The sequence below is a fragment of the Mycetohabitans endofungorum genome, from assembly GCF_037477895.1.
Lineage (GTDB): Bacteria > Pseudomonadota > Gammaproteobacteria > Burkholderiales > Burkholderiaceae > Mycetohabitans.
In genome coordinates, this window is record NZ_CP132744.1 from 1824659 (window position 1) to 1850632 (window position 25974).

23 protein-coding genes and 2 pseudogenes are annotated in these 25974 nt (G+C 60.0%); 13 read left to right on the forward strand and 12 right to left on the reverse strand.

Translation table 11 applies throughout. From position 1 onward, the window contains the following. Positions 1–16 precede the first annotated feature (16 nt). The 3 genes from RA167_RS07875 to RA167_RS07885 all read right to left on the reverse strand — a co-directional run bounded on the left by RA167_RS07875 (position 17) and on the right by RA167_RS07885 (position 2169). Complete coding sequence (locus RA167_RS07875) at positions 17–715, reverse strand: CoA transferase subunit A (protein ID WP_076785125.1); 699 nt, start codon at positions 713–715, stop codon at positions 17–19. A 258-nt stretch (positions 716–973) separates the two neighbouring features. Beyond that, a complete protein-coding gene (locus RA167_RS07880) occupies positions 974–1387 on the reverse strand; it encodes an acyl-CoA thioesterase (RefSeq protein WP_076785126.1) in 414 nt (137 codons plus the stop codon). After that, positions 1387–2169: an SDR family oxidoreductase gene (locus RA167_RS07885; RefSeq protein ID WP_076785127.1), complete on the reverse strand. Its 783-nt coding sequence runs from the start codon at positions 2167–2169 to the stop codon at positions 1387–1389. Before RA167_RS07885 ends, RA167_RS07880 begins: the two co-directional genes overlap by 1 nt. A gap of 165 nt (positions 2170–2334) precedes the next feature. On the opposite strand from RA167_RS07885, the gene RA167_RS07890 reads away from it, so the two are divergent. Further along, entirely contained in the window at positions 2335–4008 is a 1674-nt protein-coding gene (locus tag RA167_RS07890) for an electron transfer flavoprotein-ubiquinone oxidoreductase (protein ID WP_076785128.1), read from the forward strand. A 45-nt stretch (positions 4009–4053) separates the two neighbouring features. On the opposite strand, the gene aroC is transcribed toward RA167_RS07890, so the two are convergent. The 3 genes from aroC to RA167_RS07905 all read right to left on the reverse strand — a co-directional run bounded on the left by aroC (position 4054) and on the right by RA167_RS07905 (position 5907). Then, entirely contained in the window at positions 4054–5160 is a 1107-nt protein-coding gene (gene aroC / locus RA167_RS07895) for a chorismate synthase (protein WP_076785129.1), read from the reverse strand. Positions 5161–5191: 31 nt separating this feature from the next. Next, entirely contained in the window at positions 5192–5371 is a 180-nt protein-coding gene (locus RA167_RS07900) for a hypothetical protein (protein WP_139336971.1), read from the reverse strand. 77 nt (positions 5372–5448) lie between these two features. Further along, positions 5449–5907 carry a CBS domain-containing protein gene (locus RA167_RS07905; protein ID WP_076787260.1) on the reverse strand — a complete coding sequence of 153 codons (459 nt, stop codon included), beginning with the start codon at positions 5905–5907 and terminating at the stop codon, positions 5449–5451. 285 nt (positions 5908–6192) lie between these two features. On the opposite strand from RA167_RS07905, the pseudogene RA167_RS07910 reads away from it, so the two are divergent. Beyond that, a pseudogene (locus RA167_RS07910) lies at positions 6193–6267 on the forward strand (DUF962 domain-containing protein); the annotation flags it as partial. A 25-nt stretch (positions 6268–6292) separates the two neighbouring features. Here RA167_RS07910 and RA167_RS07915 read toward each other — a convergent pair. Then, a complete protein-coding gene (locus RA167_RS07915) occupies positions 6293–7642 on the reverse strand; it encodes a YihY family inner membrane protein (RefSeq protein WP_076785131.1) in 1350 nt (449 codons plus the stop codon). Positions 7643–7691: 49 nt separating this feature from the next. On the opposite strand from RA167_RS07915, the gene wrbA reads away from it, so the two are divergent. From wrbA to RA167_RS07930, 3 genes are read left to right on the forward strand one after another with little or no spacing between them, the layout of a single operon-like run. Then, positions 7692–8300 (forward strand): NAD(P)H:quinone oxidoreductase, encoded by a 609-nt coding sequence (wrbA, locus tag RA167_RS07920; RefSeq protein ID WP_076785132.1) that lies wholly within the window; start codon positions 7692–7694, stop codon positions 8298–8300. Further along, a complete protein-coding gene (locus tag RA167_RS07925) occupies positions 8297–8719 on the forward strand; it encodes a DUF2069 domain-containing protein (RefSeq protein ID WP_076785133.1) in 423 nt (140 codons plus the stop codon). Before wrbA ends, RA167_RS07925 begins: the two co-directional genes overlap by 4 nt. A 2-nt stretch (positions 8720–8721) precedes the next feature. After that, positions 8722–10164 carry an FAD-binding oxidoreductase gene (locus RA167_RS07930; protein WP_076785134.1) on the forward strand — a complete coding sequence of 481 codons (1443 nt, stop codon included), beginning with the start codon at positions 8722–8724 and terminating at the stop codon, positions 10162–10164. Here the strand turns inward: RA167_RS07930 and RA167_RS07935 are convergent, their stop codons facing one another. Beyond that, positions 10165–11106 carry a LysR family transcriptional regulator gene (locus RA167_RS07935; RefSeq protein WP_076785135.1) on the reverse strand — a complete coding sequence of 314 codons (942 nt, stop codon included), beginning with the start codon at positions 11104–11106 and terminating at the stop codon, positions 10165–10167. It lies immediately after the preceding gene. A 158-nt stretch (positions 11107–11264) separates the two neighbouring features. On the opposite strand from RA167_RS07935, the gene RA167_RS07940 reads away from it, so the two are divergent. The 7 genes and pseudogenes from RA167_RS07940 (at position 11265) to RA167_RS07975 (ending at position 21256) form a co-directional block, all read left to right on the forward strand. After that, positions 11265–12770, forward strand: a complete 1506-nt coding sequence (locus RA167_RS07940; RefSeq protein WP_076785136.1) for an efflux transporter outer membrane subunit — start codon at positions 11265–11267, stop codon at positions 12768–12770. After that, positions 12767–14974: an FUSC family protein gene (locus RA167_RS07945; RefSeq protein ID WP_076785137.1), complete on the forward strand. Its 2208-nt coding sequence runs from the start codon at positions 12767–12769 to the stop codon at positions 14972–14974. The genes RA167_RS07940 and RA167_RS07945 overlap by 4 nt, the downstream gene beginning before the upstream one ends. Continuing rightward, positions 14964–15164 (forward strand): DUF1656 domain-containing protein, encoded by a 201-nt coding sequence (locus RA167_RS07950; RefSeq protein WP_076785138.1) that lies wholly within the window; start codon positions 14964–14966, stop codon positions 15162–15164. Before RA167_RS07945 ends, RA167_RS07950 begins: the two co-directional genes overlap by 11 nt. A gap of 18 nt (positions 15165–15182) precedes the next feature. After that, a complete protein-coding gene (locus tag RA167_RS07955; protein WP_076785139.1) occupies positions 15183–16070 on the forward strand; it encodes an HlyD family secretion protein in 888 nt (295 codons plus the stop codon). Positions 16071–16607: 537 nt separating this feature from the next. After that, positions 16608–17780, forward strand: a complete 1173-nt coding sequence (gene mdh, locus RA167_RS07960; protein WP_076785140.1) for an iron-dependent methanol dehydrogenase — start codon at positions 16608–16610, stop codon at positions 17778–17780. Positions 17781–19011: 1231 nt separating this feature from the next. Further along, positions 19012–20376, forward strand: coding sequence for a hypothetical protein (locus RA167_RS07970; protein WP_139336972.1), 1365 nt, complete (start codon positions 19012–19014; stop codon positions 20374–20376). 73 nt (positions 20377–20449) lie between these two features. After that, positions 20450–21256: pseudogene (locus RA167_RS07975) on the forward strand (IS5 family transposase). A 412-nt stretch (positions 21257–21668) separates the two neighbouring features. On the opposite strand, the gene RA167_RS07980 reads toward RA167_RS07975, so the two are convergent. The 4 genes from RA167_RS07980 to RA167_RS07995 form a co-directional block, all read right to left on the reverse strand. After that, positions 21669–22046: a hypothetical protein gene (locus RA167_RS07980; RefSeq protein WP_076785144.1), complete on the reverse strand. Its 378-nt coding sequence runs from the start codon at positions 22044–22046 to the stop codon at positions 21669–21671. Next, complete coding sequence (locus tag RA167_RS07985) at positions 22043–22429, reverse strand: putative holin (RefSeq protein ID WP_083705964.1); 387 nt, start codon at positions 22427–22429, stop codon at positions 22043–22045. Before RA167_RS07985 ends, RA167_RS07980 begins: the two co-directional genes overlap by 4 nt. Before the next feature lie 215 nt (positions 22430–22644). Then, a complete protein-coding gene (locus RA167_RS07990) occupies positions 22645–23217 on the reverse strand; it encodes a lysis system i-spanin subunit Rz (RefSeq protein ID WP_076785146.1) in 573 nt (190 codons plus the stop codon). 409 nt (positions 23218–23626) lie between these two features. After that, positions 23627–24166 (reverse strand): glycoside hydrolase family 108 protein, encoded by a 540-nt coding sequence (locus RA167_RS07995; RefSeq protein WP_076785147.1) that lies wholly within the window; start codon positions 24164–24166, stop codon positions 23627–23629. Between the two features lie 284 nt (positions 24167–24450). Between RA167_RS07995 and istA the strand changes: the two genes are divergently transcribed. Beyond that, positions 24451–25974, forward strand: a complete 1524-nt coding sequence (gene istA, locus RA167_RS08000) for an IS21 family transposase (protein ID WP_076785148.1) — start codon at positions 24451–24453, stop codon at positions 25972–25974.

Genomic DNA, 25974 nt, shown 5'->3' on the forward strand with positions numbered 1-25974 from the left:
AGTCTCCTTTGCGCGCTTATTTCTGGCGCACGACGCGTTGTTCGATGCGCTTTTCCGGGTGGGCATTGAGCACCAACCGTTGCACGAAGATGCCGGGCGTATGGATCGCATCCGGATCGAGTTCGCCAGTCTCGACGATCTCCTCGACTTCAGCGAGCGTGATTCGGCCCGCCATCGCACACAGCGGATTGAAGTTGCGCGCGGTACGGTGATAAATCAAATTGCCCGCCTTGTCGGCCTTCCAAGCCTTGACGAGCGCGACATCGGCAGTCAATGAACGCTCGAGCACGTAGTGGTTGTCGCCGAACTGCCGCGTCTCTTTGCCTTCGGCGATCACCGTGCCGTAACCGGTATGGGTGAAGAAGGCCGGAATGCCGGCGCCACCGGCGCGCAACTTCTCGGCCAGCGTGCCTTGCGGCGTGAACTCCAGTTCCAATTCGCCTGCCAAGTATTGGCGCTCGAACTCTTTGTTCTCGCCCACGTACGACGAGATCATCTTCTTGATCTGTCGCGTTTCAAGCAGCAGGCCCAGTCCGAACCCATCCACGCCCGCATTGTTGCTGATACAGGTGATGTCCCTGACGCCCGAATCGCGCAGCGCGGCGATAAGTGCCTCGGGGATCCCGCACAGGCCGAAACCGCCGACCGCGAACGTCTGGCCGTCCTTGACGATGTCCGCCAGCGCCGCCTGGCCGCTCGGATAAAGCTTGTTCATGTCGCTGTCCCTTCCTCTATGGATGTCCCGCTTCGGTGCGAGTGCTACGCCGGGTCCGGTGCTACGGCCGCGGCACGACGCCCAATCGGGTGCGCAAAGGTTACGGTTACGCTGAGCGGATGTTACGGCACAAGCCCAGCGGTTGCTCGGCTGCGCACGCCGGGCGGATTGCCGATTGCTCCATGGGCCGGAAGCCGGCTGAGTAGCGCGCGTCCCGTGAACACAGGTAACGCGCGGGGCTCGCCCTGCCCAACGCGACTACTCGAGCGCTGCGAGCAGCGCCTTGGGCAATGGCACCGACTTGCCTGCGTCGTAATCGACCCAAACGATCTTTGCGCCCCCTTGCGCGATAAGCTCGTTGGGCGCGTCGGTGCGCGTCAATTCGAAGCGCGAGTCCAGGCTGCTGCGTCCCGGCTTACCGACCCACATCGTACCGCGTACGTCGCCTGGATAACGCAGCTGGCGCAGAAAATTCATATGCGCGCTGACGATCACTGGGCCACACCCGTTCTCATCCGGCACAGGCAAGCGTAACGTCTCGAACCACGAAACTCGCACCTGTTCCATATAGCGAAAATAGACGACATTGTTCACGTGCTGAAACGCGTCCATGTCCCCCCAGCGGATCGGCAACACCATCTCGAACGCGTGGCGATACTCGTTGGAAGACATCAGATCAACCCCAATCCGTCATCGGCGGCCATCACTGAGCCGTTGATGAATTGCGACTCGTCGGCCGCGAGCAACAACAACAACCCGTCCAAGTCTTCTGGCATGCCGATCCGCTTGCGCGGCAGCATCGCGAGCAGCTTCTGCCCGTGCTCCGTGGACCACTGATGATGGTTGGGCTCGGTATCGATGTAGCCGGGGCAGATCGCATTGACATTGATGCCATGACGTCCCCACTCGAGCGCCATCGCCTTGGTCATATGCACGACGGCGGCCTTACTCATTGCGTACAGTCCAATTTGCGGCGACGCACGCAGGCCGGCAACCGAAGCAATGTTGATAATCCGGTAGCATGGCTTCGCGCCCGCTGCGCCATTACCCCGCATGATCATGCGCTTGGCGACCTCTTGCGCCACGAAAAATGCGCCGCGCGTGTTGGTGCCAAACACGTATTCGAAGTCGGTTGGTGTCACATCAGCCAGCTTCTGCGTCGTCGATACGCCGGAATTGTTGACCAGAATATCAATCGTGCCCGCTTCGGTTTCGGCGTGCGCGACCGCGGCCTTGATGCTGCCATAGTCGGTCACGTCCAGCGTGACCACGTGCGCCGCGCCTCCTGACGCCTCGATCTCGGCGCGCAGCTCCTTTAGACGTTCGGTGCGGCGGCTCGCCAGCACCACTTTCGCGCCCGCGCCCGACAGCACCTGCGCGAAACGCTTGCCCAGACCGCTCGACGCACCGGTGATCAGCGCGACCTTGCCTTCAAGATTGATCGAACGACCCATTGAAATTCCTTGTTCAGGTGAATAGTACAGAACGTATCACGCGATGCGCGATACGTTCTCATAAATAGAACGATCGTGCTAATTCACCGTCCTTTGGTTGCGGCCCCCGGTCGCTTCCCGGACAATGGCACCCGACTAAAACGCATTCTAACGGAGAGGACATCCATGACCCCGCAAAGCTGGATCGAGCAGTACGGACCACGCGAATCGATGGAGTACGACGTGGTGGTGGTGGGCGGCGGGCCGGCGGGGCTGTCGGCGGCGATCAGACTTAAGCAGCGGGCGGTGGAGCAAGGGGTGGAGCTGGCGGTGTGCGTGCTGGAAAAGGGCTCGGAGATTGGCGCGCACATTGTGTCGGGAGCGGTGATGGACCCACGCGCGCTGGACGAGCTGATTCCGCAGTGGCGTGAGCGCGGTGCGCCGCTAACGGTGCCAGTGGTAGAGGACCGGTTCTTGTTTCTGAACCGCACGGGGGCGCTGAAGACGCCGAACTGGGCGCTGCCAGAGAACTTCAAGAACCACGGCAACTACGTGGTGAGCCTGGGCAACGTGACGCGCTGGCTGGGCCAGCAGGCCGAGGCGCTAGGGGTGGAGATCTTCCCGGGCTTTGCCGCGGCCGAGGTACTGTACGACGAGCGCGGCGCGGTGCGCGGGGTGGCCACCGGCAACCTGGGGGTTGGCAAGGATGGCCAGCCCACAGAGCACTTCCAGTTGGGCATGGCGCTGCACGCGAAGTACACGCTGTTTTGCGAAGGCGCGCGCGGGCACCTGGGGCGGCAGTTGCAGGAGCGCTTTGGGCTGCGCGAGGGGGTGGATCCGCAGGTATACGGCATCGGCATCAAGGAGCTGTGGGAGGTGGAGCCGGCGCGGCATAAGCCGGGGCTGGTGATCCACACGGCGGGCTGGCCGCTGGATGCGAAGACCTACGGCGGCTCGTTCCTGTACCACCTGGACAACCATCAGGTGGCAGTAGGGTTTGTGGTGGGGCTGGGCTATGAGAACCCATACCTGTCACCGTTCGAGGAGTTCCAGCGCTACAAGACGCATCCGGCGATCCGCGCGTTCCTGGAAGGGGGCAAGCGGGTCTCGTACGGCGCGCGCGCGATCACCGCGGGCGGGCTGATGTCGCTGCCCAAGCTCACGTTTGCAGGCGGGGCGCTAGTGGGGGACGAGGCGGGATTTCTGAACGCCTCACGCATCAAGGGCAGCCATGCGGCGATCAAGACCGGGAAGCTGGCCGCCGAGGCGGCGTTCGAGGCGTTGCAAGCAGGCCGTGCGCACGATCAGCTACTCGCGTACCCGCAGGCGTTCAAGCGCTCGTGGCTACACGAGGAACTGTACCGGGCGCGCAACTTCAAACAGTGGATGAGCAAGGGGCTGTACGTAGGCTCGCCGATGGTATTCATCGAGCAGAAGCTGTTGGGCGGGCGCGTGCCGTGGACGCTGCATCACCGGCATGCGGATCACGAGCGGCTCAAGCCGGCGTCGCAGTGCCAACCGATCACGTACCCGAAGCCGGACGGCAAGCTCACGTTTGACCGGCTTTCGTCGGTGTTCATCTCGAACACAAATCATGAGGAAAACCAGCCGGCGCACCTGACGCTCAAGGACGCTAGCGTGCCGGTGCGCATCAACCTGCACGAGTATGCGGGCCCGGAGAGCCGCTACTGTCCGGCGGCGGTATACGAGTTCGTGCGCGAGGAAAGTGGCGGCGAGCGGCTGGTAATCAACGCGCAGAACTGCGTGCACTGCAAGAGCTGCGACATCAAGGATCCGACGCAAAATATCGTATGGGTCACGCCCGAGGGCGGCGACGGCCCCAACTACCCGAACATGTGACGGTGCACAACGCGGCGCCGTCGCCCGCCGGGGCACACTCCGAAATCACGCGCCCGGGGCGCGCGCGGCGATCGTCGGCGTCGACGTCTTGACGTCTGCACACTGTGCGCGGTGCCGCAGCGCATGGTCCATCAGCACCAGCGCAAGCATCGCTTCGGCAATCGGTGTCGCTCGGACCCCGACACACGGGTCATGGCGTCCGAACGTCTCGACCATCACGGGCTCGCCGGCTTTGTCGATCGAGCGACGCGGCGTGCGAATGCTCGAGGTCGGCTTGATCGCGATCGACACGACGATGTCCTGGCCGGTCGAAATGCCGCCGAGCACGCCGCCGGCATTGTTGCCCGCGAAGCCGGCAGGCGTCAACTCGTCACCATGCAGCGAGCCACGCTGGCGCACGCTGTCAAATCCAGCGCCAATCTCTACACCCTTCACCGCATTGATCCCCATCATTGCATAGGCGATGTCCGCATCCAGCTTGTCGAACAACGGCTCGCCCCATCCGAGCGGCACGCCGGAGGCAGTCACCGAGATCCGGGCGCCGATCGAGTCGCCGTCCTTGCGCAACCCATCCATATAGGCTTCGAGCTGCGGCACGATTTGCGCATTCGGTGCAAAAAAGGGATTGTCGGCCACGTGCGCCCAATCGACAAACGGGATGTCGATTTCGCCTAACGCGCTCATGTAGCCGCGCACTTGGACACCGAAGCGCTCCCGCAGCCATTTCTTCGCCACCGCCCCTGCCGCGACATTCGGCGCAGTCAGCCGCGCGGACGCGCGTCCGCCTCCACGGTAATCGCGCACACCATATTTTTGCCAATATGTATAGTCCGCATGGCCGGGCCGGAAAGTTTCCGCGATGTTGCCGTAATCCTTGCTGCGCTGGTCCGTATTGCGGATCAGCAACGCGATCGGCGTGCCGGTCGTCACGCCGTCGAACACGCCTGATAGGATCTCTACCCGGTCGTCCTCCTGGCGTTGCGTCACGTGGCGCGACGTGCCCGGCTTACGGCGATCGAGCTCCATCTGTATATCAGCCTCGGCCAGCGCCAGTCCTGGCGGACAGCCGTCGATCACGCAGCCGATGGCCGGACCGTGCGACTCCCCGAAAGTCGTCACCGTGAAAAGCGTACCGAAAGTGTTGCCCGACATGCTGGTTGCCCGAAAATTGCTCAAACTATTATTATGCCAGTGCTGTCACGGCGCGCACCGCGGCAACAAAGGTGTCCATCTCGAGGAACTGGGCGCAGAAAAACGGGGCGAAGCAGCGCTCGCGCAACAGCGTGAACTGCAACGATGGCGCGCTGGCCTCGCACGGCCGTGCACAGATGGATGACTTGGTGTGCGACGAAGCCTCTGTCATGCGGATCAAAAAACACACGTGACAGAGGCTTCGTTGCAGGATTCGGCGGCTGGCCGGACGCCGGCCCCACCACGGCTTTAGCGCGCTTCGCGCGCCCCTTCATCCTCCGGCCAATCGCGGATATAAGCTTTAAGCATCCGGTTCTCGAACCCCTGTTCCTCGACCACCGCCTTAGCCACGTCATAGAACGAGATCACACCCATCAGCATGCGTTTTTCCATTACGGGCAAATAACGCGCGTGGCGCTCGAGCATCATGCGCCGCACCTCGTTGACATCTGTCTCCGGCGTACAAATGAGCGGATGATCATCCATTACCTTGCGAATCGTCACGGCACCGACTGAACCGCCGTGGTCACGCAACGTCAGGATGATCTCGCGGAACGTCAGCATGCCAACCAGATCACCGAATTCGATGACGACTAGCGAGCCGATGTCGTGCTCAGCCATCGTCTGAATCGCTTCGTGCAACGGCGTATCGGGCGTAACAGTGTAGAGCGTATTGCCCTTAACCTTCAGGATGTCGCTGACTCGCATGGCCTCCTCCTTGCACTGCGCGGCTTTGTGCACCGATCGTAGCGGAAAGACCGGTAAAAGGAAAGCATACTGCAGCGGCGCGCCACACGCTCGCGCCTCGATGCTACGATACCGGCGCACCGCCTCGGCACACACGCTGCTGGACGCCGTGTCGGCCTGCCCCGTCGTGCTGGTCGGCCATAGCATGCGCTCGCTGATTGTACTGCAGGCCGCCTCGCGGGCCGCACAGAGACGTGCATGGGCGCTCAGGGCCACCGCCTATCCGATGACAGTCTCGGCCGCGTTAACCAGGTCTGCCGGCGGCTGCACTTCATCGGCTCGCTCGGCGTGATCGGCTGTGTCGCGATGGCGGTCACGACGCCACGCCGCCGGTGACAGTTGCGCGCTAAGCGGCCGCCACCGGCGAGGCGCGCCTGCTGTTGGCCCGCTCGGCTTGGGCGCCGCGACGACGGCGCACGGCCAACAACGCGGCGAGCGACACATCCAGGCCGCGATGGTCGAGCGCAGCGAGCAGCGTCGGGCCATCGACGTGCGTGGTATCGAGATTGAGCTGATAAGTGAGCTCGTTGCGATCGATGACGAACAATTGATAGAGTTGGCGCAGGCTCGCGTGCCGCGGATTCACTAGAAGCACATAGCGGTCTGAGTCATGCTCGCGCTGTATCCGGGCGACCCACTCGATCGCCTCGAGCTTGTCCAGCAGTCGGGCAGCCGTCTGCAACCCGCAACGCTGCAACCGCGCGAGTTCATGCAGCGTGTAGCCGGCACGGCCCGCATCGCGGGCGTCGTTGAGCCACGCGATCAGCTCCAGCGCATCGAGCAGGTCGCTGCCTGCGTAATCGACGCGATGAAAGTGCCCGAGCCGGATCTCTGGCAACGCGGACGTCAACATCGCGCCGAACAGCGTGATTAGCCAGCTCAGGTAGACCCACAGCAGAAAAATCGGGATCGTCGCAAATGCGCCATACACGGCCGTATAGGTCGGAATACGCCGAATATAGAACCCGAAACCTCGCTTGGCGAGCTCAAACGCAATCGCCGCACACAGCCCGCCGACAAACGCGTCGCGCCACGCCACGCGGCAGTTCGGTAAATAGACGTAAGATAGCGTGAACGCCAGTACCGACAGCGGCAGCACCGCGCCGGTCAACGCCCATTCGACGAACGTCGGCATCACGCGCGACGCGGCGCCCGATGCCGCGCTGGCTGCGCCGGCCACGTTAGCGACCGTGTTGGCAAGCATCGAGTGCGTGAACAGGTAGGACGACACCGATAGGCTCACGCCGATCAGCAGAGGCCCCAACGTGATCACTGCCCAATACACTAGGATGCGCTGCGCAAGCGGCCGCGACTTACGTACGCGCCAGATCGTGTTGAACGCCGATTCGACGATCATCATCGTCATAACCGACGTGACCACGAGGCTAATCATCCCGACCGTCGTCAGCCCTTTCGCCTTTTCCGCAAACTGGTTCAAATATTTGAAGATTTGGCTGTTAATCTGCGCCGGCATCAGATGGTCGGCCAGGAAGCCCTGTAGCGACTGTTGGAATGACGCGAAGATCGGAAACGCAGTGAACAGCGCAAAGGCCACCGTCGCCAGCGGCACCAGCGACAGTACGGTCGTAAACGTGAGACTACCCGCCACCTGCGGGATACGGTCCTCGGCGCTGCGGGTCGCGGCAAAGCGCGCGAGCCGCTTCAGCGCATCCAGATCGATATCGAACTTCGTCAAAGGCTAACCCTCCTTACGTCTTCTATAATAACGGTTCACCTCCCAGGTCATGAAAGACATACTCGTTCTCTACTACAGCCGCAACGGCGCCACCCGGGAACTCGCGCGGGCCATCGGCCGCGGCGTGGACAGTGTGCCTGGCGCACAGGCACGCCTACGCACCGTGCCACCCGTCTCCACGGTCTGCGAGGCCACCAGGCCGGATATTCCCGACGATGGCCCGCCGTACGCAGAGTTGCGCGACCTAGCCGAGTGCGCCGGGCTCGCACTGGGCTCGCCAACGCGCTTTGGCAATATGGCCGCGGCGCTGAAGTACTTCCTGGACGGCACAACGCCGCAATGGCTTAGCGGCGCGCTGGCAGGCAAACCCGCCTGCGTCTTCACGTCCACCGGCAGCCTGCACGGCGGTCAGGAAACCACACTGCTGTCCATGATGCTGCCCTTGTTACATCACGGGATGCTGATCGTCGGGCTACCCTATACCGAATCCGCGCTGATGAGCACGACAAGCGGCGGCACGCCGTACGGTGCCTCTCACGTCGCCGGGGTGAGCGGCAGCAACGATCCAGCCCCGCTGTCGTCGGAGGAGAAAACGTTGGCGCACGCACTCGGCGCGCGGCTCGCCCGCGCTGCGCTCGCGCTGGCAGGCGGGCAATGACCCGGCAGCCTGGCAACCTGGCGCTACGGAACGCGCAGCGGTTGCACCGGCTGTTAATGATCGCGATCGCCACGCTGCTCGCACTGGTGGTATTGGCCGTAAGCTGGGAAATCTGGCTCGCGCCGTTGCATCCCGGCGGCTCAGCGCTAGCCCTCAAGGCGCTGCCGCTGCTGCTGGTCTTGCCCGGGCTGCTGCGCGCCAGGCTGTACACGATGCAATGGTCGGCCATGCTGATTCTTGCCTATTTCGCGGAGGGAATCGTGCGCGCAATCAGTGATGCGGGCGCCAGTGCGCCCCTAGGCTGGATCGAGGCCGTGCTCGCCCTTGTCTACTTCGTCAGCGTGCTCGGTTATCTCGCACCATTCAAGCGCACTGCCCGGCACGTCACCGCTGCCGCTGACTCTTCCGCCGAACACTGACGATGCCTCACGACACCGCCGCACTGCCCGCCTTCCTGCAAGCTTGCCAGCAAGCCATTGGCGCAGACCAGGTCTTGGATGACCCGGACGACATGTCGCCCTACATGACAGATTGGCGCCGCCGGTACGTCGGCCGCGCCTGCGCGGTGCTGCGTCCGGCAAGCACGGCAGAAGTCGCCACGCTGGTACGATTGGCCACCCAATTCGGTGTTGCGCTGGTGCCGCAAGGCGGCAACACCGGGCTGGCCGGCGGTGCCACGCCGGACGCCAGCGGACGGCAGGCGGTGCTCAACCTGCGCCGACTGGACCGCGTGCGCGCGGTGGACCCGATCAACGACACGATCACCGCAGAAGCCGGGTGCATCCTCGCCCAGGTGCAAGCTCGCGCGGCGGACGCCGGCCGCTTATTCCCGCTCAGCCTGGCGGCCGAAGGCAGCTGCACGTTGGGCGGCAACCTAGCGACGAACGCCGGCGGCACCGCGGTACTGCGCTACGGCAACGCGCGCGAACTGTGCCTGGGCTTGGAAGTCGTGACCGCGAAGGGCGAGGTCTGGAACGGCTTGCGCGGGCTGCGCAAGGACAACACTGGATACGACCTGCGCGATATTTTTATCGGTGCCGAGGGCACGCTGGGCATCATCACGGCAGCCGTGATGAAACTCTATCCGCAACCGACCGCGCGCATCACCGCGCTGGCCGGCGTTGCCTCGCCACACGCCGCGCTACAGCTTTTGGCGCTGGCCCGCGACACCGCCGGCGCGCTGCTGAGCGGCTTCGAGTTGATGTCCGACTTCTGCCTGCGGCTGGTCACCCACCATTTCCCGTCGCAGCGATACCCGTTCGCCGCCCCGCATGCGCAGATTGTGTTGCTCGAATTATCCGACGGCGAAAGCGAGGCGCACGCAAGCCAGCTCACCGAGAGATTGATGGAGCGGGCGTTCGAGCGCGGTATCGTCGACGATGCGCTCGTGGCGCAAAGCCTGGCGCAGTCGAACGCATTGTGGGCACTGCGTGAGCACATCCCGCTCGCGCAAGCCAACGAAGGGCTCAATATCAAGCACGACATCGCGGTGCCAAGCTCGCACATCGGCGAGTTCATCGACACCACCGACGCGGCGATCGCCGCAGCCGTGCCCGGCGCGCGGATGGTCACCTTCGGGCATCTAGGCGACGGCAACCTGCACTACAACGTGCAGGCGCCCGCGGGTGTGGATCCGCAGGCCTTTCTGGCCGAGCACCAGGCGCGCGTGAACCGGATTGTCTACGATAGCGTCCATGCGCACCACGGCACGATCAGCGCCGAACATGGCGTCGGGCAATTGAAGATCGACGACGTGGCACGCTACAAATCTTCTGTGGAACTCGAATTGATGCGTGCGTTAAAGGCGACACTCGATCCCGGCAATGTATTCAATCCCGGAAAAGTGCTGCGCTGCGGTCCATGACTAGCGCACCCCGAAGGTCTGCAACGCGGCCTCGTCGGCCGCGAGTGCCTTCGAAATATGCTCGCGCAGGAATTCGACCCAGGTCCGGATCTTCGCGTCCAAATATTGCCGCGACGCATACATCGCGTAAATCGTCATCTTTTGCATCTTGTGGTCGGGCAACACGCGCACCAGCGTGCCATTGCGCAGCGCCGGCAACGCTGAAGGCGTGAGCAGCGCGCCAATGCCCATTCCTTCGCGCAGTGCCACCGCGAGCGCGTCCGACACATTGACCTGGAACGTCGGCGCCGGCAACTCGATCGTCTCCATGCCGTCCGGCCCGTCGAAGCGCCAATGATCACCGGGAAAAATCGATGTCACGATGCGCAGGCAGGTGTGGCCGGCTAGATCCCGGACGTTGCGGGGCGTGCCACGCTTTTCCAAATAGGCCGGAGAGGCGCATAGCACGCTATACGAGTCGCCAAGCCGCTGCGATACCAATCCGGAATCGGGCAGTTCGTTTGCGCTGACCTGCAGCGTGACATCGTAGCCTTCATCGAGTAGATCCGGCACGTGCTGCGACAGCGTCAGATCGACCGACACAGACGGATAACGCTCCTGATAACGCGTGACAACAGGCACCACATAATACTGACCGAAACTGGTGGTCGCATGGATTCTGAGCCGGCCCGAGGGTCGTGCGTGTGCGTCGGCAGCTTCGGCTTCGGCCTGATCAACGTAGGCAAGGATCTGCTCGCACCGTTGCAAGTATCGCTCCCCCGCCTCCGTGAGCGCGATGCGCCGCGTCGTACGGTTCAGCAATCGGGTGCGCAGATGCGCCTCCAGATCTGATATGGCCCGCGATGCGTACGCCGTCGTCGTATTCATTTGCTGCGCCGCGGCCGTGAAGCTCTTCGCCTCCACAACGCGGACAAACACCCTCATGTTTTGCAGCGTATCCATAACGGGCTTCCTGTGCGGATCAAAAAATTGTTGCACATTTCGCAAGAGCGTTTATTACTTTTTTGGTAAGGAATTATCTCAAATTGGTCGCTTATTCAGAAATTGCTTCAAAAATATAATTTTACTGACCAGTCATTTCGGGGTGTTTCGAGATAGCCGTGCGATCCGTCCGACGTTTCACCACGCTGACTCCCGTAATTTTTGCAAGTTACTTGATTATTGCGGGCTGTGCGAGTACCCATGGCATTGCTCCTCATGCCAAGCCGGTTGACGCCGGTCAGCTCGATGTGTCCCAGGCCGTGCGTGCGGCAAGCGTCGATGCACAGTGGCCGAACGAGCAATGGTGGAAAATGTACCTTGATCCGCAGCTCGATCAGTGGATCGCCGACGCGCTGGCCGGCTCGCCCAGCTTGGCGATGACTCGGGATCGCGTACGGCAGGCGCAGGCGATAGCCGGCGTTGCGCAGGCCGATCTCTCGCCTCAACTCAACGGCAATCTGTCGATAACGCGGCAGCACTGGCCCGACAATGTGTATTACGGTCCTGGGCCGCTAGCGCACGCCGATACGTGGAACAACACGATCGGACTGTCGTTGTCGTATAGCCTAGACCTGTGGGGACACGATGAGAAGGCCGCCGAACGCGCACTCGACGCGGCGCGCATGCAGGCGGTCGATGCCCGGGCGGCGCAACTTGAACTCGCGGTCAACATCGTGCGCGCCTACATCAAGCTGTCGCTCGCGTTCGCGCAACGGGACATCGCCGCGCAGACGCTGGCGCACGAGCAGTCGATTGTCGACATTGCGCGACGGCGGCTGCAAGGCGGTATCGGTACCCAATTGGAACTTACGCAGGCACAAGCTCCGCTGCCTCAACGCGAACGCCAGATCGCGGCATTCGACGAACAGATCGCGCTCCTACGCAACCAGCTTGCCGCGCTGGCCGGCAAAGGCCCGGGAGCGGGCGCCGCGCTGCAACGTCCGACGCTCTCGCTCCAGACGCCGGTGAGCCTGCCATCAAACTTGCCTGCCGAGTTGCTCGGTCATCGGCCGGACGTGGTCGCCGCGCGCTGGCGCGTGGCCGCCAACGCCGCGGGTGTCGACGTTGCCAGGACCGCCTTCTATCCGAACGTCAATCTGCTGGCCTCGGTCGGCGCAATGTTCGTCGGCGGCGGGCCGCTGGCCTTTTTGCTGTCCCAAGCGCATGCTGCCACGGTGGGGCCAGCAATATCCCTGCCGATCTTCAACGGCGGGCGGCTGCGCGCCCAGCTGGATGCCGCCAGCGCCGGCTATGACCTGGCCGTCGATCAATACAATCAAACGCTGGTTGACGCATTAAAGGACATCGCGGACCAGATCGTCACGTTGAAATCGCTCGATATCCAGCAGGATGCAGCGCAGCGCGCGGTCGCCGTCGCCCAGCGCAGCTACGATCTGGCCTCCACCGGCTTTCGGCGCGGCTTGACCGACTACCTGTCCGTATTGAGCGCGCAAACCCAATTATTGCAGGCACAACAGGACGCCGAGATCATCCACGCATCGAAGTTGGCGGCGCGCGCGTCGTTGACGGCCGCGCTGGGTGGCGGACGGGTCGATCCGGGCGACGGCCCGTCCGACGAGGATCCACGCGTGCCCAAGGCCGTCGCCCGGCAGGCATCGCAATGAGCAGCACCCCATCCGCGCTGGCTCGGTTAACGTCATCGTCCGCATGGCGCGACACGGTGCGCGACTGGTTACGCATCGACGGCCGGGTATGGATTTATCTATTCAAGACCGTTGGCGCCGCGTTGCTTGCGCTGGGCGTGGCCATGAAGCTGGACTTACCGCAACCGCGTACCGCGATGACGACCGTGTTCATTGTCATGCAGCCGCAAAGCGGGATGGTGCTCGCCAAAAGCTTTTACCGGATCGTGGGGACCGTGGTTGGCTCGGTCGTGACGATCGCGCTGGTTTCACTATTTGCGCAACAGCGTGAACTGTTTTTGCTATCCGTATCGCTCTGGGTGGGCATTTGCACCTTTGGCGCGGCACGCAACCGCAACTTCCGCTCGTACGGGTTTGTGCTCGCCGGCTATACCGCCGCGCTGGTGGGCATTCCGGCCGCCCAGCATGCAGACGGCGCGTTCATGGCGGCCGTGACAAGGGTCACGGAGGTTACGCTGGGCATCTTGTGCGCTGGCGCCGTCAGCGCGCTGGTGCTGCCCCAGCACACCGCTGACGCGCTTCGCTCCACGGTCCAGGCGCGATACCTCGCGTTCGTCGAATTTGTATCGGACACGCTGGCGGGCCGGATTGACCGCTCTCGCGCCGAACGCACCAACGCACGTTTTGCCGCCGATGTCGTCGGTTTAGAAGCGATGCGCAGCTTCGCAGTGTTCGAGGATCCGCGCAGCCGAATGCGCAGTGGCCGGCTGTCGAGGCTGAACACCGAGTTCATGAATGCGTCGACACGCTTTCATGCGTTACACCAGTTGATGAACCGGATCCGGGCAGGCGGCCAGGTTCAGATTGTCGAGGCAATCGAACCGTATTTTCGCGAAGTCGCGCCGCTACTGCTGAAGGAAAGCGGCGAACCCGTGCGCAGCGCCGAGGATGCACAGCACGTGGCGACACAGCTGCAGGCGTTCAAGCAGACGTTGCCGCGCCGCATACGGGATACCCGAGCGCAGCTCGAACAGCGTGAAGGCATCGCGCTGCTGGACTTCGACACCGCAGCCGAGTTGCTGTACCGATTCGTCGAAGAGATGCACGCGTACGCGCTCACGTACGCGTCGCTGAGCACGGACCTTCACGAGCGCGAGTACGATGCACAACGCTACATCCCGCGCACCCATACCGTGGCGGCGGGCGTGGCTGGCGTGCGATCGGCCATCGCGATGTTGGTGTTCGCTGCATTCTGGATTGAGACCGCCTGGCCCAGCGGCGGCATGGCGGTGTTGAACGCAGCCGCCACGAGCGCGCTGGTCGCATCAATGCCGCAGCCCGCCAAGGGCGCCGCGCAGATGGCGATGGGTACGATGGTCGCGGTGCTCGCCGGTTTCATCGCGGTGTTCGGCCTCTTCCCGCACCTGGACGGCTACGTGTTGTTGTGCACCGCCCTTGCCCCCTTGCTGATGTTCGGCGTATTGATGTCCACGCGTCCAGGCTGGGCCGCGTTTGGCATGGGCTATTGCGTATTCTTTTGCTTCCTGGCTGGCCCCGACAACGTCGTGCGCTACGACCCTTCTTCGTACATAAACGATGCCATCGCGCTAATTGCCGCGATGCTCGTCGTCGCGCTGATCAGTGCCGTACTATTGCCGCCGGCCAGTCCGTGGCTGCATAAGCAACTGCAGCGGACCCTGCTGCACCAGGTCGTGGACGCATGCAACGCTCGACTGAGCCGGGCCCGCCAATACTTGGAAAGCGGCACGCGTGACTTGCTGCACCAAGCCAACGCAGTCACCGCGGATCGTCCGGACCTGCAAATGCGGATGCTATCGTGGACCTTTACCGTGCTCGAAGTCGGTCATGCCGTAATCGAATTACGCACGGAACTCGACCGACTCCCCGCCGACCCCCGCTATTCGGCCAACATGCCGTGGCGGCAGGCCACGCAGCACATGCTGAACACACTGGCTGCCTTGTTCTCCGCACCCAGCCATCGACGGCTCGCCGACGCACGCGAGGCGACCGCGGCCAGTATTAACGCAGCGCTGGCCATGCTGCGCAGTGTCGTTAGGTCGCGCGATGACCGGCACAGGCTGCAACGTACTTTGAGCTATTTGCATTTCATCCGGACCGCTCTGCTCGATGCTCAATCTCCGCTCAGCGAGCTGACGCCCGGCCCGCATGGCCCTCACCGACGAGAGACTACCCATGCCGCGTGACATCGCATTGTTCGACGCCTACGTACCCATGCTCCTGCTCACTACGCTGGCCGGCACCGCGTTGACGTGGGTGCTTGATCGCGTATTGGCCTACTTTGGCGTGTATCGTCTGTTCTGGCACCCGTCGCTCGCCCGCGCGAGCCTGCTCACCGGTATCGTCTGCCTGTTCGGGCTCGCCGTTTATCGTTGAACTCAAAAAGAGTCGGACATGAAACTTCGCCGTATCTTCAGCTTCTTTGCGACTATCGCGATCTTCGCCATTGCCGTGCTGCTCGGTCGCGCGTTGTGGGTCCACTACATGGATTCGCCCTGGACCCGCGATGGACGTGTCAGAGCGGAGATTATCAATATCGCGCCGGACGTATCGGGGCAGATTGTCGAGTTTCCGGTGCGGGACAATCAGTTCGTGCATCGCGGCGACGTCCTGATGCGCATCGATCCGAACCATTACCGCATCGCCGTCCAGCAAGCCGAGGCACTAGTCGCGGCACGCAAGGCGGATCTACAGATGCGCCGTGACGATGCCGCCCGACGCCGGGATCTGGACGCACTGGTTGTTTCGAAGGAAAACCGCGAAAATGCTGTGATCCAAGCCGCCAGCGCCCAGGCCCAATATGAACAGGCGCTCGCGCAGCTCGCCGCGGCGAAGCTGAACCTGGAGCGCACGACCGTGGTCGCGCCAGTGGATGGCTATGTGACAAACTTGAATGCCTATCGCGGCGATTACGCCATCGCCGGGCAGCCTAAGCTGGCGCTCGTTGACAGCCACTCGTTCTGGGTCTACGGCTATTTTGAGGAAACCAAGATCCCGCTGCTTAAAATCGGCGACCCGGCCGAGATGCGACTGATGAGCGGCGCGGTATTGAAAGGCCATGTCGAAGGGATCTCGCGCGGCATCGCCGACCGCGATAACCCGATGAGCCGCGAACTGCTTGCCGACGTCAATCCAACCTTCAACTGGGTCCGTCTTGCGCAGCGTGTTCCAGTACGCATCCATATCGATCAGGTGCCCGACGGCTTGATTCTGTCCGCCGGCACGACCTGCACGGTGGTGGTCATGCCGGCCGCGGCAACCGACGCCGGGCCGCGCACGTAGTCAGGCAGTCAGGCGGTGGGCAGCGCCGACCCCACTGCGATGGCCCGCATTGATACCCTCTGGCTGACGACGAAGCCAGTTGATACGCAAGCCAGAGACGTTCCACCCGGACCGAGGGCCAGCAGGAGATTGCGATTGCGCTCAATTTCGAACCACTGTGAGCGCTGGTGAGCAAGCTCGCCTGGCAGATGCTTGCTCACGGTCACGCGACCACCGACGTGTAATACCCCGGAAGCCGTGAACGACGGGTGGCAAGCTTCGCGAGATTTTCGCCAGATTGGTTCCAAGTCGACAATTTCAAATAAAAATGATTATTGGGGCGTGGCCGTGTTTTCCGCAGTGGCCATTGTTTCATGCTCAGCGCGGACAAGCGGATTGGACTGCTCCATAACGCAACACATTGCCTCAAATGACAACAATGCGCATGACACATCCCAAGGAGAGCGCTTGAAAAATCGTCCATTCGGACGCTGGTACGGTTCGTGCGTCAACCCTTTGGCCACAAGATAGTAAGCCCCCCAAAAACTCGGAGACGCAATGAGCTACCTAAACATCGCTGATCGTACCGACAGCTTTTTCATTCCCTGCGTGACCCTCATCGGACCGGGGTGTGCACGCGAAACCGGTGCTCGAGCCAAGTCGCTCGGCGCAAAAAAAGCGCTTATCGTGACGGATACCGGCCTGCACAAGATGGGGATCTCCGAGATCATCTCAGGCTACCTTCGTGAGGCTGGGCTTCAAGCCGTGATCTTTCCAGGTGCCGAACCCAATCCGACCGACATCAATGTCCACGACGGTGTCAAGCTGTTCGAGCAAGAAGGTTGTGACTTCATCGTCTCGCTGGGTGGCGGCTCGTCGCACGACTGCGCAAAAGGCATCGGGCTGGTCACCGCCGGCGGCGGACATATCCGCGACTACGAAGGTATCGACAAATCAACGGTGCCCATGACGCCGTTGATTTCTATTAACACGACGGCCGGCACTGCGGCAGAGATGACGCGATTCTGCATCATCACCAACTCAAGCAACCACGTCAAAATGGCCATCGTCGATTGGCGCTGTACTCCGCTCATTGCGATCGACGATCCGCGCCTGATGGTGGCGATGCCACCGGCATTGACCGCTGCGACCGGCATGGACGCGTTGACCCACGCAGTGGAAGCCTACGTCTCCACCGCAGCCACACCGATTACCGACGCGTGCGCCGAAAAGGCAATCGCTCTGATCGGCGCATGGCTGCCGAAGGCAGTGGCGAACGGCGAATCCATGGAAGCACGTGCCGCAATGTGCTATGCGCAGTACCTCGCCGGCATGGCGTTCAACAATGCGTCGCTCGGCTATGTGCATGCGATGGCACATCAGCTCGGCGGGTTTTACAACCTGCCGCACGGAGTCTGCAATGCGATCCTGCTGCCGCACGTGTGCGAGTTTAACCTTATCGCCGCGCCAGAGCGCTTTGCCACCATCGCTGCGCTGCTCGGCGTAAATACCACCGGGCTCAGTACAGTCGACGCTGCGCGGGCTGCTGTAACAGCGATCCGGAACTTATCCGCGTCCGTCGGTATCCCGTCGGGCCTGGCTAGCCTGGGCGTGAAGGCACACGATCATGAAGTTATGGCTAGCAATGCGCAGAAGGACGCATGCATGCTGACCAATCCTCGCAAAGCAACCCTCGCCCAAGTCATCGCAATCTTCGAAGCCGCGATGTAAACCGAATCCCGCCTTCAACAGGGAATTGCAAGGAACAAAAAAGCTGCATGCGAACTTTGACGGACCGGGCCTTGGGCGCCGTGCTATCTCCGTGCTAAAGAAGCATGTTTTTCGACATGTTCTACCATCGGGTGTCTGTACCCATCGATTTCAAGATGGACGCGGCGCCCGCCCGTATACAGAGGATGGCTTAAGACGGAGTTCACCAAGAGTTTGTAGTAAACCGTAAAACGATGATGCAATAAGCGTTCAATAAAACTAGAGATCGTGAATAACGCCGGGATGTCATTGCGGTTGCTTATCGATAAATGGTTCTCGCCCACTCTTGAGACGTCCATTCGAATTGCACGCTTCAGCCGCATGCATTCCAATCAGCGGCGCTACGTATGCATAGAAGCCTTAAGGCCGACAGGCGTGCAGACCGTGTTCTTTTTCAGGCACGACGACGGCTCATGGCAAGTGTTTCCGCCCGCGGCGAAACAGCCTACGATGCGGGTGACCCAAGGCGGAATTTAATGATCACTCGGGCAATGAACCGTAAGTCGATACGGTCGGACACCAACTAGGCTCGACGGGCCATGGCAGAAGGTTGGGTAATGATGGGCGTTAGGCGGTCGTGGTCCGTTGTAGAACCGCCAGCGCTTGTTGAGCAACTTAGCCTAAACTCAATGGTCGACCTGCGAAAAAGGCGCTCCAACCATGGAGAAGCGTAAACGGCATTTTGAGACCGCATTGACGATCAAAACTTGGCCTCGAAGAACCGCTGATTTGCGAAATCAAGGTCAAAGGCATTGGGATCGAATTTGTTAACCGGCGCTTCAGTAGCCGCGGGTACGGCACGCATGCCTGGGCGAGCTGATCCAGATTGACGGCAGCGAGCATTCGTGGTTTGAGGAGCGCGCGCTACAGTGCACGCTGCTGGTGTACGTGGACAATGCGACGAGCCGGCTGGATTCAAATCTAGCCGGTTGATGCATACTTCGCGACGCTGCCTGCGATCAAATCGGCAGCATGACTGCCCCGGATGTTCCACTTAAAATCTTAAAACACTGTCCGCACACCGCGGCCACTTCTTTTCGTCGAACACCGCTTAGCGCTTGATCGTCAAGTACATCGACGATATCTTACTTGGTATCAGCGTAGAAATTTGACACAAACTTGCGAGCGCAGTTTTTAAGCCACGGCCGGGCAGCGAAAAAGCGATACATAGTCGCCTCTACTAGGAGGGGAAATGAAGCGGAAACGGACATACTCAGAGTCGGAACCGATACACGCCTTGCCGAATAAACGCGCTCGACATTGGACAGAGCGAAGTCGGCAACGCAAGCTTTCGGAGCCCACGCTGGCATCAGATGCGCTACAAGATGCGCAGCAGCGCGATTTTCATCAGCGTACCATCGAATTAGTCCGCAAAAGCCTAGCGGGTTTCGCCCAGCCACCGCAGCGTCGATTACCCGAGCTGGAAGAAAAAAGCTTCTATTATGATGATCAGCACGATGCTAACAGGCCTGATATCGTTTATCAGGTAAAATATGGGCCTGCGGCCGCTATTAGTGACACAGATAAGCAGTGGCTTAAGCAATATTATGGTGAAAATGTTAGTAAGCGCTACACTCAATATAACTCGAAACGACCTTTTTATGCCGAGGCAGCACAACAAACGGGTCGCCCACTAACCCACCAGGAAGCTGCAGTGAATGAAGGCAAAGACCCTGGATCAACAAGCATTAACCACCTCATTGCGAGCGCAACCGGTCAGCATTTGATGAATCAAATGACATTACTGTACAGAGCGGGCGCGCAACAGTTCGAAGAAGCGGAAAAAGCGCAAAATCAGCAAGATGATAATATCGGAGAGGATGAGGCTAAATCTATCTGGAAACAAAAACGGGCGGGACTGGCAAAGCAGGCGGCAGCGATGGGCCGGCTACGCGGGTTCGGCCGTGCGATTTTGGCCGATGAATATACTCGCCATGGTTATGGTACTGAATTACGTGATGTGTGGGTTGCCACCGATTACAATGCCAATATCCTAAAACGCAACCGGATGGCTGCCGACATCCAAAGGGCTTTTGAGGGAAAAACGCCGGCGGATCGACTCCAAGCCTATAAAAATTTTATGGCTAATACGTTCGACTCTACCGGCAATCTCCGGCTCGGTCACGGCAAAGGAAATGGCCGAGTCTCTACGGGTTTCGATATGCCGGTCACAGAGAAGTCAACACCGACACCTCGCGGACGACGTTTATTTGAAGCGAACTATAATTATGGCATGCCTGAAATGCAAGTATCGGGTAAGGTGGACAATTTTAAACCCGGCATGTTTACCACTGCCCAAAAAACAGGAGAGCCCGAACAAAATTTAACGAGTAGCCAATGGGCGCCCCGTCCGCCTAATTTATTTCAGCAGATCGCAAAATATATTGCTGCATCTAACACCCGCCTTGCAAAGCCCAGCGCAACGCGTGCAGATTTGTCAAACGCACAAGCAACCAACCACTTTTGGTTTGCTACTCTGCGCCAGAGGATGCAACCGCAAAAACTGCACGAGTTAATTGCGTGGACGCGATTTCGCTCTCCGCCAAACGATTTTTGATGCCGACAGGCCGCCCCACCTCATCGCCTAGAGCGTGTTATGCACTTTCAGCAAGGCTCAAAATCGAATCGAGATGGAGAAACGCAGACCCTATCCGAGCAACGTGACGGACGAAGAATGGCGCTTCGCTGCTGCGTATTTAACGTTGATGGGGCCAGATGCACCGCGAAGACGGTATGAATTGCGCGAGTTGTTCAACGCACTGCGTTGGCTAGCTCGTGCGGGCGCTGCGTGGTGCATGCTGCCGACGAACTTTCCGCCATGGGAGGCGGTGTATCAGCAAACTCAACGCTGGCTGCGAGCGGGCTGCTTCGAAGCGATAGTTCAGGATTTGCGTTCGGTGCTGCGTGTTGCGCAGGGTCGCCAAGGTCAGCCCAGTGCGGTGGTCCTGGACGGGCGTATGTTGCAGTCGAGTTGTGAGCGTGGCCCACGCGCAGGCTACGATGGTTACAAGCGCAAACGGGCAAGCAACGTGCATATGGCCGTCGATACGCTCGGGCATTGGCTGGCGGTTCATGTCACGCCGGTCAATGAGCAAGCGCGCGCGCAGGTTCCGCTGTTGGCACAAGAGGGGCAACTTGTGAGCGGGCAGAGCGTGAAGCTTGCCTTTGCCGACTAAGGTTATATAGGAGAAGAGCCTGCACAAGCCGCGCAAGATAAAGGCATCGAATTGCAGGTTATCAAACGGCCAGAGGCAAGGAAGGGCTTTATCCTGCTGCCGCGCCGATGGGTCGTCGAACGCAGTTTTGGATGGCTCAATCGCTTGCGAAGACTCGCTCGCGACGACGAGCGTTTGCCTGAAACGCTCGTCGGCTTGCATTTCGTCGTCTTTGCCATGCTCATGCTCGTTCATGCCGCGCCTATCTTGCCAAGTGCATAACACGCTCTAAAGAATCGTGGCGATGTCATTGAGCGTGCGCTCGGCCGCTGCCAGCGGCATATCCGCGACGTTGCATGCTCGCTCGATTACGAGTACACTTGTTTCGCATTGCCGGCAATCGAATTGGCCTGGCGTGGCACCAACGTCGCGAACGAAAGAGCAACAAGCGCGGCTCACGCGCTATGAATCGATCCCGCGCTATCATCGAAGCGGCATGGCAATCCGAGCGATTGCGCCCATCATGGCATTGGAGCAGCGCGCAGTGCGGTACTGAATTCATGCCGGCGAGTTTTGCGAAAGAGCGCCGACAGGTGCGCTCCCAATACCGTCAACTCGTATACCGAATAATTGGACGATTCAACCAACCGCAAGATCTGCCCTCATCGATTGTGTTGAATCAAAGAAAGCTTCGCTACGGCTGCTTACGCTCGCTTAATACCCTCCGGCGTGTCTTGCGCGTTTGACGCAACGCCTCGGTGATGACGCCAACATCTCCACGCGCCATCATCACAAAACTCAGCACCAAGGCATTGACCGCCACATGCGTCGGTTCCACCGGTGTGGAATACCATCCTGCACAGACACGTACCGCCAAAATGCCATACACCGCGACCAACCAAAATCGTATCGCTCGTTCATACCAATTCAACGGACTGCGCCGGGGTACTGACGCACTAAAGGCAAACAACAAAATCAGAAAAATCGCACTTGCCAATACCCCATTCATCCACAGCAGTAGCAAGTCCCATACGCTGTAGGCATTGAAGTACGCTATTGCCGCTTTTATCATTTTTCTAACTCGCTATTCTTAGTGTCATTAACAGGCGTACTCCCAATGATCCGGTAGGTCAACTGAGTCAACAGTTCCGGTACTATTTTCTCTGACCAATCCAGCAGTGTATTGGCCAGTGTCACGATCGCCGCCGTAGACAGAAACGCGGCAAGCCATTCCGGTAGCCCCACGTACTGCTGCACTGACGAGGTCACCGAAAATCCGCCAATCACTGATACGCCGAAATATGCTATCTTGCGCGGCCACGACGGCTCACGACTATGCAGCAAAAATATCAATGCACCGCACACTACCCCACTTATCAGGGTTAGGTCATCCTGTGTCCAGGCCCTTGAACTGAACACGGAAGGCACACGCAATAGTTCAAACCACCACGTCATGCTATACCTCTGCTATATGTTCGCGCATCCGGCATCCAGTTGATCAGACCGTGCATGCTATGCTTACAACTGTATCGCATGGACATTGTTTGGGCTGGCCATCTGGGCAACCAACGCATTTCGCTTACGTGGTTGCTCGATCACCGTACGCTTGAATTTACACTACAGACTTGCGTGGATACCTCCTTTGATGACCAATCGTTCAAGACGTTTTGTCATGGTACCGCCGACTGAACGGTCACGGGACACTCTGCGGTTTCAGGCCGCACCGCGCACACGTAAGCTTGTAAGGCCTTGAGCTTATCTATTTCTCGCTGGTCGTCGTCAGCGACCCGGAAAACGCGTTCTGCAACCGCTGGGTCGAGGTCTGCGTAGGTGGGGGAACCATTGCCCATTCCGGTGGTGGAGGCAAAGTCGGACACGTCACGGCTACGGGTTGAACAGTTGACGACGGCGACACGCAGCCGCTCAGTACCAGCAGCAAGAGCATTGCGCAAACGTTGATTTTCATTCTCATGGGCTTGACGCTCCTGACTCAGTTGTGCATCCAGCGTTTCAATCCGGCGGACCTGGACCTCACGCATAGCGGTCGCTTTCTGTTGCGCGGCCAAAGCTGCGTCTGAAATCGCTTTCATTTGTTCGGCATGCTGCTCATGGTCCCGGGCTCGCGCAGTTTGTTCTTCAGCCAGCCGTCTACCAGCGATGACCGAGCTTATGCTCCAACCCAAGGCAATCCCTACAATGAATAGAACACCATAGGATGCGATCCATCTCAGCAAGTGCTGCATTGCACTCTCCCTGACTCGGGGCAGCTGTGTTCCCCGTCTAAGGCACGTCGCCTACTATCTTACAAAGGTTTCTGCTCCTGCCCGTATGCTAAATCCACCCCATGCGCTCATGTAGCCGGAACGCTAGACGGGCTGAAAAAGGCAAAAACACTATATACCGCATTTATCTCATTGCCCAAACGGATCATGACTTAAACCGCCATCATTGAAAGAATTAGCAATGTAGGCACAGCGACTATGCTTTAAAAACAAGCCGCCGTGAAACAATACACTTGACATCGCTCAATTAAGTGCGACTATGGCATTGTTACGGATACGTAGCGATTCTCACAACGATGAAAAAATCATAGAATATTACTACGTATTGCATCTAATTTTGAAATAAATAGCTTGGGGCGGGAAGTACCTTTCATAGTCGGTTCATTACCCAGCCAAACACGAATGCTTCGTCTTTCTCTCGTCTCTCTGCCAGCTCAATGTAACGCGCCCCTTGTAAGCTATTGAGTGCCTTGAGAAGCGCCACTTGCCCTGGCTCTTTGCGTTTGTCCAGAAAAGCTTTGAGCGCCGCGATTGTTTTGAGGCCTATCAAACCATCTACCATCATATCGGGGTAATCGGCCTGCCGACGATTGAACACATTGAGCACACGCTGCAGAAACTGTACTGCCACCTGCGCGCCCATATTGACACTGGTATCAAATAATTCAAGCGCAATCGGCACCGATAGTGTGGCAACGTCCTCCAGATGCAGCTGCTCCCAATAGCGACGCCGATAGATGGCTTTGGCGGTTGCTAAGGGCAACAAGGTCATCGGACCCAAATACCCTTCTGCTCGCGCCACCGCCTCAGTAATACCATAGGACGTTTCGCCGCCGCTATCGTCAGAATGATTGGAGTAGCCCCCTTCTCGAGCCACCGTTTTTTCAAATGCATCATCAAACGCCGTCATGGCTTTGCTCCTCTTAATAAGATCGCCATACGCATCCTTCTTGAAAAATTCACTTAGGTCAACAGGTGGATGGGTTTAAGCGATAAGCTGTTCAAAAAACAAAACTATCGAATGCGACAGATACCAGTCCCGTTTGTTGCGTATTTCGGACGAACGTGACCGGCCGTTTCGGGATTGTGACCGCCGATTTCGGGAACGTGACCGAGCGGACCAGAAGGCAGGGTTGGCGTTGCGCATGACATCAACTACGCGGGCTATGCTCGCCGGCTTTGCCCGGAGAGAGCATGCCCGCGCACCGGATGAACATGCGCATGATCAAGGACGTTTTACGACTTAAATTCGACGGCGGCTTCTCGCACGATCGGATCGCCGCGTCGCTGGGCATTTCCAAAGGCGTGGTCACGAAGTACGTCGGACTGGCGAGCGCCGCTGGGCTGGGCTGGGCAAGTGCCGGCGACATGGATGAAGGTGAGCTCGAGAGACGGTTGCTCGGTAAGCCCACGGGACCAGCGGCCTACGCCCAGCCCGATTACGGGCGCATCCATCAAGAACTGCGCCGCAAAGGCGTGACGCTGACACTGCTGTGGGAGCAATACCAGGCGGAGTTCGCCGATCGGCAAACCTACCGCTATACGCAGTTTTGCGAGCACTACAAGGCATTCGCGAAACGCCTGAAGCGCTCGATGCGTCAGATTCATCGCGCCGGCGAAAAGCTGTTCGTGGACTTCGCCGGACCCACGTTGCCGCTGACCGCCGGACGCCGCGCGCACGTATTCGTGGCTGCCATGGGCGCCTCGAGCTACACGTTCGCATGCGCGACGCCGGCCGAGACGATGGATGACTGGTTGGACGGCATTGCACGCGCACTGACCTTCTATGGTGGTGTGCCGCAACTGATTGTGCCGGACAACCCGCGCGCGATGATTGCCGAGCCCGACTGTTACGAGCCTCGTGTCGGCGACACCGTGCTGGACTTCGCGCGCCATTACGGCACCTCGTTGCTGCCTGCACGCGTGTATCGTCCACAAGACAAATCGAAGGTAGAAGTTGCGCTCCAAGTCGTAGAGCGTTGGATTATGGCGCGCCTGCGTCATCACCGGTTCGTATCGGTCCAGTCGGTTGACGACGCGATCCGGCCGTTGCTCAAGAACTTGAACGAGCGTTTGTTCCAGAAGCTGCCCGGATGTCGTGCCAGTGCATTCGCCGAGCTGGACGCGCCGGCTCTGCAGCCGCTGCCGGTGCAGCCCTATGAGCTGGCGCGCTTCAAGACGGTGACGGTTCACATCGACTATCACGTCCAGATCAACAAACACTGCTACAGCGTGCCGCACGCGCTGGTCGGCCTCAAGCTCGATGCGCGCATCACCGCGGGCGCCGTCGAACTATTACATCGCGGCCGCCGCGTTGCCAGTCACGCCCGCAGTGATCGCGCGGGCGGCTACACCACCGTCATCGAGCACATGCCAGCGGCACACCGCGCTCATCTTGAATGGACGCCGCAGCGGCTCATTCATTGGGGACAGCAGATCGGCGCGGCAACCGGCGTGCTCGTCACCCGAGTACTGCAGGAGCAACGCCATCCAGAACACGGCTACCGGGCGTGCCTCGGATTGCCCTCGCTCTCTCCTCGATATGGTCGCGAGCGTCTCGAAGCGGCGTGTGCGCTCGCGCTGGAACTGGGCGTGCATCGCTACCGCCATGTGCGCGACACCCTGATAAATAACCGCGATCGCGCCGTGGCGGCAACGCCTGCCAACTGGACCAGCCCGAGTCACGCGCACGTGCGCGGCCCCAGCTACTACCAATGA

Coding starts and splice junctions, on each gene's coding strand:
- RA167_RS07875 (WP_076785125.1), bottom strand. CDS start 715: ATGAACAAGCTTTATCCGAGCGGCCAGGCGGCGCTGGCGGACATCGTC.
- RA167_RS07880 (WP_076785126.1), bottom strand. CDS start 1,387: ATGTCTTCCAACGAGTATCGCCACGCGTTCGAGATGGTGTTGCCGATC.
- RA167_RS07885 (WP_076785127.1), bottom strand. CDS start 2,169: ATGGGTCGTTCGATCAATCTTGAAGGCAAGGTCGCGCTGATCACCGGT.
- RA167_RS07890 (WP_076785128.1), top strand. CDS start 2,335: ATGACCCCGCAAAGCTGGATCGAGCAGTACGGACCACGCGAATCGATG.
- aroC (WP_076785129.1), bottom strand. CDS start 5,160: ATGTCGGGCAACACTTTCGGTACGCTTTTCACGGTGACGACTTTCGGG.
- RA167_RS07900 (WP_139336971.1), bottom strand. CDS start 5,371: ATGACAGAGGCTTCGTCGCACACCAAGTCATCCATCTGTGCACGGCCG.
- RA167_RS07905 (WP_076787260.1), bottom strand. CDS start 5,907: ATGCGAGTCAGCGACATCCTGAAGGTTAAGGGCAATACGCTCTACACT.
- wrbA (WP_076785132.1), top strand. CDS start 7,692: ATGAAAGACATACTCGTTCTCTACTACAGCCGCAACGGCGCCACCCGG.
- RA167_RS07925 (WP_076785133.1), top strand. CDS start 8,297: ATGACCCGGCAGCCTGGCAACCTGGCGCTACGGAACGCGCAGCGGTTG.
- RA167_RS07930 (WP_076785134.1), top strand. CDS start 8,722: ATGCCTCACGACACCGCCGCACTGCCCGCCTTCCTGCAAGCTTGCCAG.
- RA167_RS07935 (WP_076785135.1), bottom strand. CDS start 11,106: ATGGATACGCTGCAAAACATGAGGGTGTTTGTCCGCGTTGTGGAGGCG.
- RA167_RS07945 (WP_076785137.1), top strand. CDS start 12,767: ATGAGCAGCACCCCATCCGCGCTGGCTCGGTTAACGTCATCGTCCGCA.
- RA167_RS07950 (WP_076785138.1), top strand. CDS start 14,964: ATGCCGCGTGACATCGCATTGTTCGACGCCTACGTACCCATGCTCCTG.
- RA167_RS07955 (WP_076785139.1), top strand. CDS start 15,183: ATGAAACTTCGCCGTATCTTCAGCTTCTTTGCGACTATCGCGATCTTC.
- mdh (WP_076785140.1), top strand. CDS start 16,608: ATGAGCTACCTAAACATCGCTGATCGTACCGACAGCTTTTTCATTCCC.
- RA167_RS07970 (WP_139336972.1), top strand. CDS start 19,012: ATGAAGCGGAAACGGACATACTCAGAGTCGGAACCGATACACGCCTTG.
- RA167_RS07980 (WP_076785144.1), bottom strand. CDS start 22,046: ATGATAAAAGCGGCAATAGCGTACTTCAATGCCTACAGCGTATGGGAC.
- RA167_RS07985 (WP_083705964.1), bottom strand. CDS start 22,429: ATGACGTGGTGGTTTGAACTATTGCGTGTGCCTTCCGTGTTCAGTTCA.
- RA167_RS07990 (WP_076785146.1), bottom strand. CDS start 23,217: ATGCAGCACTTGCTGAGATGGATCGCATCCTATGGTGTTCTATTCATT.
- RA167_RS07995 (WP_076785147.1), bottom strand. CDS start 24,166: ATGACGGCGTTTGATGATGCATTTGAAAAAACGGTGGCTCGAGAAGGG.
- istA (WP_076785148.1), top strand. CDS start 24,451: ATGCCCGCGCACCGGATGAACATGCGCATGATCAAGGACGTTTTACGA.